We start from the raw sequence: 13,335 nt of genomic DNA on the forward strand, positions 1-13,335 counted from the left end.
CCCACCCGGCCCGGCCTACCCGACCCGGCCCGGCCCGATCCGCCGGACGGGTCAGCCGCCGAGGCGTCCGACTTCCGTAAGGCTGCGCCGCCACCGCACCCCGCCGTCCCGCACTTAGCGTGGCCGGGTGACCTCACCCACCTCCCCCGTCTCCCCCGTCGACGTCGTGCTGCCCTGCCTCGACGAGGCCGCCGCGCTGCCCTGGGTGCTGGGGCGGATCCCGGACGGCTGGCGGGCCGTCGTCGTCGACAACGGCTCCCGGGACGGCTCCGCCGACCTCGCCCGCTCGCTCGGCGCGACGGTGGTCGAGGAGCCCCGGCGCGGGTTCGGCGCCGCCTGCCACGCCGGGCTGCGCGCCGCCACCGCCGACCTGGTCTGCTTCCTGGACTGCGACGGCTCCCTCGATCCCGCCCAGCTCCCGCTGGTCACCGGCCCGGTGCTGGCCGGCTCCGCCGACCTGGTGCTGGGCCGCCGCCGCCCGGCCACCGCCGGGGCGTGGCCGCTGCACGCCCGCCTGGCCAACACCGTCCTGGCCCGACGGCTGCGCGCCCGCACCGGCGCGCCGCTGCACGACCTCGGCCCGATGCGGGCCGCCCGCCGGGAACAGCTGCTGGCCCTGGGGCTCGGCGACCGGCGGTCCGGCTACCCGCTGGAGATGGTGCTCGCCGCCTCGGCCGCCGGGCTGCGGATCACCGAGACCCCCGTCGACTACCTGCCGCGCGCGGGCCGCTCCAAGGTCACCGGCACCCTGCGCGGCACCCGCCAGGCCGTCCGCGACATGCGGGCCGTGCTGGCCGCGCCCCCGCCGACCCTGCTGGTGATCGCCAAGTCGCCCGTCCCCGGCCGGGTGAAGACCCGGCTCACCCCGCCGTGCACCCCCGAACAGGCCGCCGCCCTGGCCGAGGCCGCCCTCGCCGACACCCTGCACACCCTGGGCACGATGCCGGCCGGGCGGCGCGTGCTCGTCCTGGACGGCGAACCGGGCGGCTGGCTGCCCCCCGGCTGGGAGGTCGTCGCGCAGACCGGCGGCGGGCTGGACGAACGGCTGGCCGCCGCCTTCGCGCACGCGGCCCGGGTGGCCCCGCACGCCCCGGCGCTGCTGGTCGGGATGGACACCCCGCAGCTGAGCGCCGCCGCGCTGGCCGAGCCGCTGTCGGCCGCAGGGCGGGCGGGCACGGACGCCTGGTACGGCCCGGCGGCCGACGGCGGCTTCTGGGCGCTGGGCGTGGCCCGACCGACCGCCGAACTGGCCGCGCGCCTGCTGCACGGCGTGCCGATGTCCACCGCGAGGACCGGCGCGACACTCCTGGAACGCCTCGCCGCAGCCGACTTGACGATCCATCAGCTTCCATCGCTCACCGACGTGGACACCGTCGAGGATGCCCGCCGCGTCGCCACCGAGGCCCCGGACAGCCGTTTCGCCGCCCAGCTGGTGACGGTCGGCCTGAAGCCGGAGGTGGCGAGTTGACGACCACCACCGCCTGGGTGGACGACCCGTTCGCCGACGCCGTCCGCACCGGGCGCGGCCCGCTCTGGCTGCGCCGCGAGGACGGCCACCGCCTCCGGCTGGAAATCGAACGCTGGTGCGCCCCGGCGGCCGGCGCCGACCACAGCCTGCTCCGGCGCTGCGCCCGCCGTTCCGCGCCCGTCCTCGACCTCGGCTGCGGGCCCGGGCGGCTGGTCGCCGCGCTGCTCGCCCTCGGCGTCCCGGCCCTAGGCGTCGATGTGACCAGGGCGGCCGTCGCCCGCACGGTCGGACTGGGCGGCCCGGCGCTCTGCCGCTCGGTCTTCGACCGGCTGCCCGCCGAGGGCCGCTGGGGCGCCGCGCTCCTCGCCGACGGCAACCTCGGCATCGGCGGCGACCCGGACGCCCTGCTCCAGCGGGGCGCCGAACTCATCGCGCCGGACGGGCTGTTGCTGGTCGAGGTGGAGCCCGTGGAGGTGGACGAGCAGGTCACCGTCCAGGTCGAGGGCCCGGACGGCCGACTCGGGCCGGCCTTCCCCTGGGCCCGGCTCGGCACGGCCGCCGCCCTCAGGCGGGCCCACGCCGCCGCCGGGCTGGTCGAAGCGGAACGCTGGACCTCACACGGCCGCCGCTTCCTCGCCCTGCACAAGCGGTGAGGCGCACACGACCGCTGCTCCGGACGGCCACGGCCGCACCGCCCCCGGCGCGATCCCCGGGACGGCGGTGCAGCTGTAGCACCGCTCGGACGGCAGGGAGGCCGGAAGGCCGCCCGCGATCGAGATCGACAGGGCGGCGAGGAGGAAGATTGGCGCCGGGGTCCAAGGAGCCTTGCAGGATGCCGGTCGTGCACCACGCGTGCGGCTGTCGCCCAACCGCCTCTTGGCCCCACGGTCAGGGGTGCCCCGGCGGCACCCTTCGAGGCGTCCCGGCCGAGCCTGCCACATGCCCCGGGCCGCGACAAGACGTCCGACCGGCCGCCTACTCCCGGCCCACCGGCCGCCACTGCGGGTGCTCGCGCTCGGCCCATCGGCGCTCCACCAGCCCGGTCCGCATCCCGAGCCGCGCCTGCGGATCCCGCCAGGCCATCCGGACGTGTCCGACCACCACGACGGCGATGGCGGCGGCCAGCCAGTCGTGGACGAAGGTCGCCCCGGTCCGCCAGGAGGGCGGGGCGAGGCGGGGCAGCCACATCAGCAGCCCGGTGCCGACGATCACCAGCATCGAGCCGAGCGTCCACTGCGCGTAGAGCTTCTGCCCGGCGTTGAACTTGCCCGCCGGCCGGTGCGGGGTGCGGCGCCGGACGGCGCGCAGCCAGTCCCAGTCCGCCGGGGTGAAGCGGCTCAGCCGGGCGGCGTCCGCGCGCAGCGCCCGCGAGGCGAGCCCGAGCAGCAGCGGCACGGGCAGCGCGAGGCCGCACCACACGTGCACCGTCACCACCAGCCGCCGGTTGCCGACCAGTTCGGCGAGCGGGGCGAGGTAGAGGCAGGCCGCCGTGGCCAGGCAGACGCCGGTCAGCGCGGCGGTCGTCCGGTGCACCCAGCGCTCGGCCCGGGTGAAGCGCAGCAGGAGTTCAGCCGGTGGGCGCATCGTCACGTCCGTTCGACCGGCCGACCCAGGCGTCGACGTCGTACCCGTTGCGCTCCCAGTAGCCCGGCTCCACCGAGCCGGTCACGGTGATCCCGGAGAGCCACTTGGCGGACTTGTAGAAGTACATCGGCGCGACGTACAGCCGCACCGGGCCGCCGTGGGTGTGGGAGATGGGGTTGTCCTGCATCCGCAGCGCGACCAGCACATCGTCCCGTCGGGCCTGCGCCAGCGTCAGGCTCTCGGTGTACGCGCCGTCGAAGCAGCTGAACCGGACGGCCCCGGCCCCCGGCCGCACGCCCGCGGCGTCCAGCAGGTGCGCGAGCGGCACCCCCTCGAACGGGGTGTCCGGCACCCGCCAGCCGGTCACGCACTGCACGTCCCGCACGAGCCGCCGCTGCGGCATCGCCCGCAGGTCCGGCAGGCGGAACGTCGCGGGCCGCTCCACCATCCCGTCGACGCTGAGCGTGTAGTCCGCCACGCTCCGCTCCGGGACGGACGACACCACCGAGTAGTACCGGAATCCGTTGTTGCCCGGCAGCAGCCCGCTCAGTCCGCTCGGGTCCCGTTCGGCCAACCCCGACTCGGCCCGTTGCAGGTACGGCCCCGCCGCCACCCCGACGGCCCCGAGCCCGAGCAGCCCGAGCACCACCCGCCGCCCCACCGGGGTGCCCCTGCCTTCTTCGCCTGTTCTGTCCACGCCCCGATTGCACCAGCCCGAGCCCGGCCGGCGCGAGGCCCGGCACCGGTCCGTCAGCCTTTCGTCATCTCCGCCAGCAGGGCCCCACGGCCGAGCGGCGGGGCAGCCGAGCGGCGGGAGATCGTTTTCCAGTCAAGTTCGACGATCTTTCGAATCCCGTATTCCCCCAGGTCCGACCGCGCCACTACGGTGCCACGCATCCCCGTTGTTCCCCTCTCCCCGGCCGGCCGCAACCGCCGGGGCTACCGATCGGACCGGTGCGCCGTGACCAGAATCCTCCGTCAGCTGTGGACCCACGCGGGAAGAGCGGCGGCCGTCGTCGCGCTCCTCGCCGCCGCCCTCACCGGCACGGCGGCCGGAACCGCCACCGCCGCCACCCCGGCCGCCCCCGCGGCAACCGCCTCGGTGGGCGGCTGGACCTGCCCCGGAACGCCCGTCCCGGACGGCTACGTCATCACCATGTTCAACTCCAGCGGCTGCAACAACCACGGCGCCTGGTTCCAGGCGCCCGCCCAGAACCGCCTGTGGACCTGCTCCGGCTCGCCGATCGTCTCCGGCTACGTCCTGACCAACTACAACCCCCAGGGGTGCAGCGGCGTCGGCGCCTGGTTCCACGAACTGGTCCGCAACGGCATCTGGACCTGCCCCTACTCGCCGATCCCGGCCGGCTACCGCAGCACCAGCTACGACGCCCGCGGCTGCAACGGCCTCGGCGCCTGGCTCACCATCAAGGCCTGACCCACACCCGGCGGGGCCCGACCGGAACTCCGGTCGGGCCCCGTCCGCGTCGTCAGGTCGCCGCGTCGTCAGGTCACCGCGTCGCCATTCCGGGCCGAACACTCCGCACACGCAGCACCTGCAATGCGCGCCGCACACACCGTTTCACCAGCAGAAAAGAAGTCCACCCGCAGCGGACGAGAAAAAAGGCACAGGAGGAAAAACCACTCCCGGCCACTTCTAACTTATAGCGTACGGGGGGCCTTGCGGCAAGGCCCCGGTCGTGCCGCACAATCGTCGACCTGAACCGGAATCCGCGGAAATTTGGGGTCGCGAAAATGCGTGTGCTGTTGTCGACGTACGGGTCCCGCGGGGATGTCGAACCGCTGGTGGGGCTCGCGGCGCGGCTGCGGGAGTCCGGCTCGCAGGTGCGGGTGTGTGCGCCGCCGGACGAGGACTTCGCGCAGCGGTTGGCCCACATCGACGTGCCGCTGGTGCCGGTCGGCCCGTCGGCGCGGGCGCTGACGACAGCGGCGCCGCCGTCGTCGTCGTCCCTGCCGGAGCGTGCGGCCGCGGTGATCGCCGGGCAGTTGGAGGCGGTCACGGCGGCGGCCGAGGGCTGCGACGTGCTGGTGGCCACCGGCATGCTGCCGGCTGCGGCGGGCGCGCTGTCGGTGGCCGAGAAGCTGGGCATCCGCTCCGTGTCGGTGACCTTCCAGCAGCTGACCCTGCCCTCGCCGGGCCGCCCGCCGCTGGCGTACCCGGGCCGGCCGTTCCCGCCGGAGGTGACCGACAACCGGGTGCTGTGGGGCCTGGACGCCGAGAGCATCAACGCGCTGTTCGGCGCGGCGCTCAACACCAACCGGGCGTCGATCGGCCTGCCGCCGGTGGACGACGTCCGCGACTACGTCATCGGCGACCGGCCGTGGCTGGCGACCGACCCGGTCCTCGACCCGTGGCAGGAGCCGGCGGACCTGGACGTCGTGCAGACCGGCGCGTGGATCCTGCCGGACCGACGCCCGCTGCCGGCCGGGTTGGAGGCCTTCCTGGCCGCCGGCGCACCGCCGGTGTACGTGGGCTTCGGCAGCATGCCGATGCCCACCTCCCAGGACGCCGCCCAGGTGGCCGTCGAGGCGGTCCGCGCGCAGGGCCGTCGCGTGGTCGTGGCCCACGGCTGGGCCGGCCCGGGGCGTGTCCGGGCCCCGATCGACGACCGGGGCGACTGCTTCGTCGTCGGCGAGGTCAACCAGCAGGCGCTGTTCGGCCGGGTGGCCGCCGTCGTGCACCACGGCGGGGCGGGCACCACGACGACGGCCACCCGGGCCGGCGCGCCCCAGGTCGTGGTCCCGCAGACCGCGGACCAGCCGTACTGGGCCAGCCGGGTGGCCGAGCTGGGCATCGGCGTGGCACTCGACGGGCCGACCCCGACCACCGAGTCCCTGTCGGCCGCGCTCAGGACGGCCCTCGCCCCCGAGACCCGGGTGTGGGCGACCGCCGTGGCCACCATGATCCGCACCGACGGCGCGGCGCTGGCCGCACAACTGCTGCTCGACGCGGCCGGCCGCTGAGGCGTGCCGGATAATTCCACCCGCCGCCACCCCCGATTTCCCGGCCGACCGCCCGAGGAATCGAAAAGCTCAAAGCACCTGGAGCCAGGTTTGTCCCCCATCTCGTCCTCCCCATCCTCCTCATCCGAGTCCTCTTCGTCCTCCTCGTCCGAACCGAATTCGCCCGCCGACGACTGGCGGTCCGGCGAACTGCGGGCGGAGAACGCGTACGTCGGCAGGCTGTACGAGCGCCTCGAAGCGCAGCGCGCACTCGCGGCCGCCCGGCTGCGCCAGGTCCACCTCCAGGAGAAGGGCGGGACGATCCAGGCCCTCCTGGAGCGCGACACCATGGAGATCCACCACACCCGCCGGCTGGCGGCGCTGCACGCCGCCGAGTACGGGCTGTGCTTCGGCCGGATCGACGACGCCGACGGCGAGCGGCAGTACATCGGCCGGATCGCCCTGTCGGACGACGACCACGAGCCGCTGCTCACCGACTGGCGGGCGGCGGCCGCGGAGCCGTTCTACCGGGCGACGCCCGCCGCACCGGGCGGTGTGGTGGCGCGACGGCACCTGCGGACCAAGGGCCGGACCGTCGTCGACTTCGACGACGACGCCTTCGGCGTGGGCGCCCACGCGGGCCGCGGCGACGCCGAGCTCAGCGGGGAGGGCGCCCTGCTCGCCTCGCTGACGGCGGCCCGGACGGGGCGGATGGGCGACATCGTCTCCACCATCCAGGCCGAGCAGGACCGCGTCATCCGCGACGCGCTCGGCGGCGTCCTTGTCGTGCAGGGCGGCCCGGGCACCGGCAAGACCGTCGTCGCCCTGCACCGCGCCGCGTACCTGCTCTACACCCACCGCGACCGGCTGGCCAAGCACGGTGTGCTGGTCATCGGGCCGAACACGACGTTCCTGCGCTACATCGACCAGGTGCTTCCCGCGCTCGGCGAGAGCGAGGTCGTGCTGAGCAGCATCGGCACGCTCTACCCGGGGGTGACGGGGACCGGCGCCGAGACGCCCGAGGCGGCCGCCGTCAAGGGCGACGCCCGGATGGCCCAGGTCCTCGCCGCCGCGCTGGAGGGCCTGCGGCAGCTGCCGGAGGAGTCGTGGACCATCACCGTGGGCAAGACCTCGCCCTACCACCAGGAGCTCCGGATCGGCCGGGCGCTCTGCGAGCGGGCCCATGCCGCCGCGCACCGGAGCGGCAGGCCGCACAACGCGGCCCGGGCCGACCTGGTGGAGCGGCTCTCCTCGGAGCTGGCCCTGCGGATCGCCCGGGACCAGGGCGGGAAGATGGACCTGGACGCCGTGGCGGACCTCGCCGACGCGCTCGTCGACGAGCCCGAGTTCCAGGCCGTGGCCCAGAAGCTGTGGCCGCTGCTGAACCCGGAGCAGGTGCTCACGAGCCTGTTCGGCTCCCCGGAGCTGCTGGCGAGCGCGATGCCGGACTTCACCGAGGCCGAACGCGCCGCACTGCTGCGCGAACTGCCGGTCCCGGAGCGGGAGTCCGCCGCCGAGGCCGCCGTGACCGCCGAGGAGGTCGAGGAGGCCGTGACCGCCGCGACCACCCGGACCACCCGGACCACCTGGACCACCGACGACGTGCCGCTGCTCGACGAGGCCGCCGAACTGCTCGGCCCGCTTCCGGGCGCCGCCGTCGCCCGCCGGGCCGAGGCCGCCGCCGAGGCGGCGGAGCTGGAGTTCGCGAAGATCGTCCTCGACGACTTCGGCGTGGGCCTGGTCGAGATGGACGCGAAGATGCTGGCCCGCCAGTACCGCGGCGAGGAGTCGCTCCGGCCGCTGGCCGAGCGCGCGGCCGAGGACCGGACCTGGGGCTACGGGCACGTGATCGTGGACGAGGCCCAGGAGCTGTCCCCGATGGCCTGGCGGATGCTGGCCCGCCGCTGCCCCGGCCGTTCCATGACGATCGTCGGCGACCTGGCGCAGACCGGCGCGCCGGCCGGGCTGAGCTCCTGGGGCCAGGCCCTCGACACGTACACGGCGGGGCGCTGGCGCACGGTGGAACTCACCATCAACTACCGCACCCCGGCCGAGATCATGCAGGTCACCGAGGGCGTCCTGCGGGCGCTCGACCCGTCGCTCGCCGCCCCCACTGCGGTGCGCAGCGGCGGAACCCGCCCGTGGAGCCTGCGGATCCCCGCGGACGGCCGGGCGGCGGCGCTGCGCGGCGCCGTCGAACGGGAGCTCGCGGCGCTGGACGGCGGCCGGCTGGCGGTCATCCACGCGCCTGATGCCCCGGCCGAACTGCTCGACGGGATCGCCGAGTTGGCAGGTGTCTGCGTCAACGACGGTCCGGCGTCACTGGATTCGCCGGCCGTCCTGCTGACGGCCGCCCAGTCCAAGGGGCTTGAGTTCGACGCCGTCCTGGTCGTGGAGCCCACCGAGATCCTCGCGGCGCACGCCCACGGCGTGAACGACCTCTACGTCGCCCTCACCCGTGCGACGAAGTCCCTCGGGGTGCTGCACAGCCGGGACCTGCCGGAGATGCTGCAGGGGCTGGAGCCCCGCTGAGGACGGCGGTCGCTCTCCCGCGTACCAGGGTGCCGACCGCGACGCACGCCAACGCGGCACCGTAGGCGGCCCGTTGGGCCTCGACCCCGCCCGTCAGATAGAGGTACTGCCCGGCGGCGGGGACGGCGAGCCACTCCCCGCGGCCGCTGAGGCCCACCAGGGCCACCACCAGCAGGCCGTACCAGGGGTAGGCGGGCGCGGCGAGGAGCAGGGCGGTGCCGGTGACGAACAGGGCGCCGTCCCAGGGGCGGGCGGGGTCGCCGCGCCGGAGCACCCACAGGGCGACGGCGGCCAGGACCGCCCCGGCGGCCCACGGCAGCAGGGCGTCCGGCAGGAGGAGGGCGAGCAGGCCGAAGCGGTCGAGGTGCCCCTGCTCGTACCCCTCCTCCTTCAGGTAGCCGGGCAGGTAGCCGAGCACGCCGGTGCCGGAGGCGGCGAGGTAGGGCAGGTAGGCCAGGGCGAACGCGCCGAGCGAGGCGCCCAGCAGCAGGGCGCTCTCGCGCGGGCGCCGGCGGGCCAGCGCGCCCGGCAGGGCCAGGGCGGGGATCAGCTTGACCGCCACGGCCGCGCCGAGCAGCGCGCCGGCCCACGTCGCCTTCCTCCGAGCCGCGTAGCCAAGGCCCACGACCAGCAGCAGCGCCCCGAGGGTGTCCACGTGCGCGTCGTTGACCGACCACACCGTCACGCCGGGGCACCACCCCCACAGCGCGGCCCGCCGGCTGCCCCGCCCGATGACGAGCAGCGCCCCCGTGGTCGCCACCGCGAGCAGGGCGCCGGCGGCCTGCATCCCGCGCACCCCTCCCCCGAAGGGGTGCAGGGCGAGGAACCAGACCTCCGCGACCGGCGGGTAGATGGTGTGCACGGCGGGCCGGTTGATGCGGGTGCAGTCGCCGGCGGCGGTGCGCCGCTCGTCCCAGCCGTCGCAGGCGCCGCCGGTCGGCCACAGGTCGGGGGTGCGCAGCCGGGCGAGCGCCGGGTCGTCCGGGGTGTGCGCGTACGGGGAGGTGCCGGCGGCCTGGACGCGGCCGTCCCAGACGTAGCGGTAGGCGTCGTCGCTGGTGCGCGGCGGGGCGAGCAGGCCGACGGCGGCGACGGCGACGCTCCCGGCCAGGACCAGGGGCACGACCTGACGGCCGCCCACCCGGCGCAGCACCAGCAGGGCGAGCGCGTACAGGGCGGCGTCGACGGTGTACCAGGCGTACAGCGGTGCGCGGTGGCCGAGCGTGCCGCCGCCGGTGACGGTGAGGGCGAGCGCGGCGGTCAGGGCGGCCAGCGCGAGCAGACAGGGCAGCGCGCGGGCGGGCCGGAGGCGGGTGAGCGGGAGGCGGGTGGGCACGCGCCCACCCTGCCACCGGACGGCGGCACGCGGCCGCAGCGGCGTGGCGCCGTTCGGATTCCGTAAGCACGTCGTGCCGCCGCGAAACCGGGGCCCGGCTGTTCCATGGACGGGTGACTCCGAACCTCCTTCCGCGATTCCGCTCGGCGCTGCACGAGCCGCGCACCGCCGTGGTGATCGGCCGCTGGCTGGGCGCCGCGCTGCTGGTGTGCTTCCTGACCGGGCTGGTCAGCCACGCCCTCCAGGACCCGCCCGGCTGGCTGACGCCGTATCTGTCGAGCCGCCCGGTGAACGGCTACCGGGTGACCCAGGGGCTGCACGTGATCACCGGCCTGGCGGCCGTCCCGTTGCTGGGGGCGAAGCTGTGGACGGTCTACCCGCAGCTGTTCGCGTGGCCGCCGGTGCGCGGCGTGGCGCACGCGCTGGAACGGCTGGGGATCTTCGTGCTGGTCGCGGCGATGCTGCTGGAGCTGTTCACCGGGCTGTTCGACACCCTGCAGTGGTATCCGTGGCCGTTCCCGTTCCGCCAGACGCACTTCTGGCTGGCCTGGCTGGCCGCCGGCGGCCTGTTCGTCCACCTCGCGGCCAAGGGCCCGCTGATCGCGCTGCACTGGCGCCGCCCGGCGGCCGGGCTGCCGCAGCGGCGGGCGTTCCTCGCCGCCGTGACGGCCGCGGTGGGTGTGGTCACGCTCACCACGGCCGGGCAGACCGTCCCCTTCCTGCGCCGGCTGGTCCTGCTGGCCCCGCGCCGCCCCGACCTGGGCCCGCAGGGGCTGCCGGTCAACCGGACCGCCGCGCAGGCCGGGACGGTCACCGTGCCGGCCGACTGGCGGCTCCGGGTGGACGGCCCGCAGCCGTACCGGCTCTCCCTCGCCGAGCTGAACCAACTCCCCCAGTACGAGGTGCACTTGCCGATCTCCTGTGTGGAGGGGTGGAGCTTCTCGGCGCGCTGGACCGGGGTGCGGGTGGCCGATCTGCTGGTCCGGGCGGGCGCCCCGGCCGGCTCGGGTCTGCTGATCACCTCGCTGGAGGCGGACGGCCCGTACCGCGAGATGCGGATGCCCGCCGAGTACGCCGTCGACCCGCTCACCCTGCTCGCCCTGCGGATCAACGGCGAGGTGCTGACGGCGGACCACGGCTTCCCGGCGCGGATCATCGCGCCCAACCGGCCAGGGGTCCTGCAGACCAAGTGGGTCGCTCGCCTGGAGGTGATCTGATGCCCCGGTGGCTGCGCGCGGTACTGCTGCTCGGCGGGCTCGCCCTGATCGGCTTCGGCCTGTCGGGCCTGCTCACCGACTCCTACATCACCGCCCCGCTCGACGTGCTGGTCTGGGCGGTGGGCGGGGTGCTGCTGCACGACGGGCTGTGGGTGCCGCTGCTCTGCCTGGTCGGCGCGCGACTGGCGCGCGACTGGGCGCTGCGCGGCTGGCTGATCGTCGCGGCGGCGGTGAGCGCGATCGGGCTGCCGGCGGTGCTGCGGGACGGCGAGAACCACGGCAACTCCTCCCTGTTGCCGCTGCCGTACCTGCGCAACTGGCTGCTGGTGCTGGCCGCCACCGCCGGGCCGGTGCTGCTGTTCGCACTCGTCCGGTGGTGGCGGCGGCGCCCGCGGGTCAGACGCCCGGCAGACCCGTCGTGAGCCCGTCCAGGGCGTGCGAGCAGACGCAGTCCCGGGCGGCGGGCAGGCTCTCCAGCGCCTTGAACAGCACCGTGCGCAGCCGGTCGACGTTGCCGGCGAAGACCTCCAGCACCTCGGCGTGGGTGACGCCCTCGCCGCTCTCCACGCCCGCGTCGAGGTCGGTGACCAGCGCCAACGAGGTGTAGCAGAGGCCGAGTTCGCGGGCGAGGACGGCCTCCGGGTGGCCGGTCATGCCGACCACGGACCAGCCGTTCGCGGTGAACCAGCGGGACTCGGCGCGGGTGGAGAAGCGCGGGCCCTCGATCACCACCAGGGTGCCGCCGTCCACCGGCTCCCAGGCCGCGCCCCGGGCGGCGTCCAGGGCGGCGCGCCGCCCGTCCGGGCAGTACGGGTCGGCCATCGAGACGTGCACCACCTCGGGTACCGCCCCGCCGGGCAGCGGCAGGCCGTCGTAGTAGGTCTGCACCCGGCCGGAGGTGCGGTCGACGAACTGGTCGGGCACCAGCAGCGTGCCGGGCCCGTACTCCGGGCGCAGCCCGCCGACGGCGCACGGTCCGAGCACCTGGCGCACGCCCAGGGAGTGCAGCGCCCACAGGTTGGCCCGGTAGTTGATCCGGTGCGGCGGCAGGCCGTGGCCTCGCCCGTGCCGGGGGAGGAAGGCGACCCGGCGGCCGGCCACCTCGCCCAGGAACAGCGCGTCGCTGGGCGGCCCGTACGGCGTGTCGACGCGCAGTTCGGTCACGTCGTCGAGCAGCGCGTAGAGCCCTGAGCCGCCGATCACGCCCAGTTCGGCGCGCGGAGCACCGTTTCCCTGATCGATCGTCATCGTTCGTACCCTTCCTCGGGGAGGCGTCCCGGCCACTCTAGGGTCCGCGCGGCGCCGCCGGTCCTTACGGTTCCGGGACGGCGGGCGGGGCCGGATGGCCGCGGGCCGTCGGGGTGGTCCGGGGCGGCCGAGCGGGTGACTTGCCGGACGTGTCGGCGGTGGCGCGCCCCACCCGGCGTGCGTCGGTGGGTGTGCGCCGCCTCCGGGCGGTGCCCGCCCTGTTCCCGAAGTTGAGAGCCGCCGATGCCTCCCACCGTTCGTCTTCGCCGCCTCGTCCCCGCCGCCCTGTGCGCGCTCGCCGTGGCCCTCACCGCTCCCGCGGCCCAGGCCGCTCCCCCGGGCCGCGGCCCGGGCACCGACCCCGGCCGGGGGTACGACGGAGGGAGGTACGACTGGGAGAGCGTGGCGGCCTGCGAGAGCAGCGGCGACTGGCACGTCAACACCGGCAACGGCTACTTCGGCGGCCTCCAGTTCGACACCCCCACCTGGCGCGACAACGGCGGCCTCGCCTACGCCCCGCGCGCCGACCTCGCCAGCCGCGAGGAACAGATCGCGGTGGCCCAGCACCTCGCCGGGCGGCGCGGCCTCGCCCCCTGGCCCGCCTGCGGCGCCCGCGCCACCCGCGACCACGAGCGCGAGCGGGGCGCCGCCCTGCCCCCGCCGCCCGCACCCGCACCCGCACCCGCCGCTGACAGCGACAGTGCCGGAGCCGAGGCCGGCGACGGCGGGTGGACGGTCCGCGAGGGCGACACCCTGGGCGACCTCGCCGAAACCCTGCGCGTGCCCGGCGGCTGGCCCGCCCTCTACGCGCTCAACCGCGCCGCCATCGGCGACGACCCGGACCTCATCCAGCCGGGCACGGTGCTGCGCCTGCCGTCCTGAACCCGGCTCCCGCACAGCAGTCGGCCCGCCCGGTCGCACAGGACCCCGGGGGGGGGCCCCCGGGGTGGGGGGGGGGGGCGGCCCCGCGCCAGGCTGGCGATGTCCTT

Annotated in this window: 12 protein-coding genes and 1 pseudogene; 9 read left to right on the top strand and 4 right to left on the bottom strand. The window is 75.7% G+C overall.

What is annotated here, in order from left to right; translation table 11 throughout:
- Positions 1-127 precede the first annotated feature (127 nt).
- From ACFVHI_RS18345 to ACFVHI_RS18355, 3 genes and pseudogenes are all read left to right on the top strand, one after another.
- Positions 128-808 (top strand): annotated as a pseudogene (locus ACFVHI_RS18345) (glycosyltransferase family 2 protein); the annotation flags it as partial.
- 132 nt (positions 809-940) lie between these two features.
- Positions 941-1,468 (top strand): DUF2064 domain-containing protein, encoded by a 528-nt coding sequence (locus ACFVHI_RS18350; protein WP_380340568.1) that lies wholly within the window; start codon positions 941-943, stop codon positions 1,466-1,468.
- Complete coding sequence (locus ACFVHI_RS18355) at positions 1,465-2,121, top strand: class I SAM-dependent methyltransferase (protein ID WP_063346571.1); 657 nt, start codon at positions 1,465-1,467, stop codon at positions 2,119-2,121. Before ACFVHI_RS18350 ends, ACFVHI_RS18355 begins: the two co-directional genes overlap by 4 nt.
- A gap of 322 nt (positions 2,122-2,443) precedes the next feature.
- Here the strand turns inward: ACFVHI_RS18355 and ACFVHI_RS18360 are convergent, their stop codons facing one another.
- Both ACFVHI_RS18360 and ACFVHI_RS18365 read right to left on the bottom strand, forming a co-directional pair.
- On the bottom strand, positions 2,444-3,052 hold the full coding sequence (locus ACFVHI_RS18360; RefSeq protein WP_063346572.1) for a cytochrome b/b6 domain-containing protein: 609 nt from the start codon (positions 3,050-3,052) through the stop codon (positions 2,444-2,446).
- Positions 3,036-3,749: a molybdopterin-dependent oxidoreductase gene (locus ACFVHI_RS18365; RefSeq protein ID WP_063346573.1), complete on the bottom strand. Its 714-nt coding sequence runs from the start codon at positions 3,747-3,749 to the stop codon at positions 3,036-3,038. Before ACFVHI_RS18365 ends, ACFVHI_RS18360 begins: the two co-directional genes overlap by 17 nt.
- A 264-nt stretch (positions 3,750-4,013) precedes the next feature.
- Between ACFVHI_RS18365 and ACFVHI_RS18370 the strand changes: the two genes are divergently transcribed.
- From ACFVHI_RS18370 to ACFVHI_RS18380, 3 genes are all read left to right on the top strand, one after another.
- The gene (locus tag ACFVHI_RS18370; RefSeq protein ID WP_244293291.1) at positions 4,014-4,487 is read left to right on the top strand and encodes a hypothetical protein; all 474 of its coding nucleotides are present in this window, start codon (positions 4,014-4,016) and stop codon (positions 4,485-4,487) included.
- Between the two features lie 317 nt (positions 4,488-4,804).
- On the top strand, positions 4,805-6,034 hold the full coding sequence (locus tag ACFVHI_RS18375; RefSeq protein WP_380340547.1) for a glycosyltransferase: 1,230 nt from the start codon (positions 4,805-4,807) through the stop codon (positions 6,032-6,034).
- 90 nt (positions 6,035-6,124) lie between these two features.
- Positions 6,125-8,545 (top strand): HelD family protein, encoded by a 2,421-nt coding sequence (locus ACFVHI_RS18380; protein ID WP_380340550.1) that lies wholly within the window; start codon positions 6,125-6,127, stop codon positions 8,543-8,545.
- Here the strand turns inward: ACFVHI_RS18380 and ACFVHI_RS18385 are convergent.
- Complete coding sequence (locus ACFVHI_RS18385; RefSeq protein WP_380340553.1) at positions 8,466-9,881, bottom strand: glycosyltransferase 87 family protein; 1,416 nt, start codon at positions 9,879-9,881, stop codon at positions 8,466-8,468. The two genes, ACFVHI_RS18380 and ACFVHI_RS18385, sit on opposite strands and share 80 nt — an antisense overlap.
- Before the next feature lie 113 nt (positions 9,882-9,994).
- On the opposite strand from ACFVHI_RS18385, the gene ACFVHI_RS18390 reads away from it, so the two are divergent.
- Positions 9,995-11,098 carry a molybdopterin-dependent oxidoreductase gene (locus tag ACFVHI_RS18390; protein ID WP_380340556.1) on the top strand — a complete coding sequence of 368 codons (1,104 nt, stop codon included), beginning with the start codon at positions 9,995-9,997 and terminating at the stop codon, positions 11,096-11,098.
- Positions 11,098-11,520, top strand: coding sequence for a hypothetical protein (locus ACFVHI_RS18395; protein WP_380340559.1), 423 nt, complete (start codon positions 11,098-11,100; stop codon positions 11,518-11,520). The genes ACFVHI_RS18390 and ACFVHI_RS18395 overlap by 1 nt, the downstream gene beginning before the upstream one ends.
- Here the strand turns inward: ACFVHI_RS18395 and ACFVHI_RS18400 are convergent.
- The gene (locus ACFVHI_RS18400) at positions 11,495-12,346 is read right to left on the bottom strand and encodes an S-methyl-5'-thioadenosine phosphorylase (protein WP_380340562.1); all 852 of its coding nucleotides are present in this window, start codon (positions 12,344-12,346) and stop codon (positions 11,495-11,497) included. The two genes, ACFVHI_RS18395 and ACFVHI_RS18400, sit on opposite strands and share 26 nt — an antisense overlap.
- Before the next feature lie 243 nt (positions 12,347-12,589).
- Here ACFVHI_RS18400 and ACFVHI_RS18405 point away from each other — a divergent pair, with 243 nt between their 5' ends.
- Positions 12,590-13,228: a transglycosylase family protein gene (locus ACFVHI_RS18405; protein ID WP_380340565.1), complete on the top strand. Its 639-nt coding sequence runs from the start codon at positions 12,590-12,592 to the stop codon at positions 13,226-13,228.
- Positions 13,229-13,335: the final 107 nt, after the last annotated feature.

Origin of the sequence: Kitasatospora sp. NPDC127121 (assembly GCF_042677305.1) — a bacterium.
In the GTDB taxonomy this organism is placed as follows: Bacteria; Actinomycetota; Actinomycetes; order Streptomycetales; family Streptomycetaceae; genus Kitasatospora.

Bases quoted from the DNA above. Each gene is read 5' to 3' on its own strand.
- ACFVHI_RS18350 (WP_380340568.1), top strand. From the start codon at position 941: ATGCCGGCCGGGCGGCGCGTGCTCGTCCTGGACGGCGAACCGGGCGGC.
- ACFVHI_RS18360 (WP_063346572.1), bottom strand. From the start codon at position 3,052: ATGCGCCCACCGGCTGAACTCCTGCTGCGCTTCACCCGGGCCGAGCGC.
- ACFVHI_RS18395 (WP_380340559.1), top strand. From the start codon at position 11,098: ATGCCCCGGTGGCTGCGCGCGGTACTGCTGCTCGGCGGGCTCGCCCTG.
- ACFVHI_RS18400 (WP_380340562.1), bottom strand. From the start codon at position 12,346: ATGACGATCGATCAGGGAAACGGTGCTCCGCGCGCCGAACTGGGCGTG.
- ACFVHI_RS18375 (WP_380340547.1), top strand. From the start codon at position 4,805: ATGCGTGTGCTGTTGTCGACGTACGGGTCCCGCGGGGATGTCGAACCG.
- ACFVHI_RS18405 (WP_380340565.1), top strand. From the start codon at position 12,590: ATGCCTCCCACCGTTCGTCTTCGCCGCCTCGTCCCCGCCGCCCTGTGC.